Annotated in this window: 1 protein-coding gene; it reads left to right on the plus strand. The window is 76.4% G+C overall.

The window, feature by feature from the left end:
* Positions 1-204: 204 nt before the first annotated feature.
* Positions 205-491: MoaD/ThiS family protein (locus E9565_RS21980; RefSeq protein WP_236836736.1), on the plus strand; the 287-nt coding region annotated here is incomplete at its 3' end.

Here is a 491-nt window from a genome sequence, read left to right on the forward strand (position 1 = left end):
CGCCTGGACCGCGGTGCTGCGCGACGCCTTCTGCACCGACGACCACGAGCGCACCGGCCTGTACCTCGGCACCCGCGACGGCTGCGTCTACGCCAGCGCCGACGAGGGGGAGACGTTCACCCTGGTGGCCGAGCACCTGCCCGACGTGCTCGTCGTGCGGGCGGCCCGGCTGCCGTGACGGGGGCCGGCGTGCACGTCGAGGTGGTGCTGCCGGGGTCGCTGGCCGACCTCGCGGGCGGGTCGCGGCACCTGCGGGTCGATCCGGACGGCGCCACGCTGGCCGCGGTCCTCGACGCGGTCGCCGCAGCGCACCCGGTGCTGGGCCGGCGGATCCGGGACGAGGCGGGCGCGGTCCGGCGGTTCGTCAACGTCTACGTCGACGGGGAGGACGTGCGCTGGCGTAGACGCAGCCGTCGCGGGTGCCGAGGTACAGGCCGGTGCGCTCGTGGTCGTCGGTGCAGAAGGCGTCGCGCAGCACCGCGGTCCAGGCG

Origin of the sequence: Blastococcus sp. KM273129, from assembly GCF_021698995.1 — a bacterium.
In the GTDB taxonomy this organism is placed as follows: Bacteria; Actinomycetota; Actinomycetes; order Mycobacteriales; family Geodermatophilaceae; genus Blastococcus.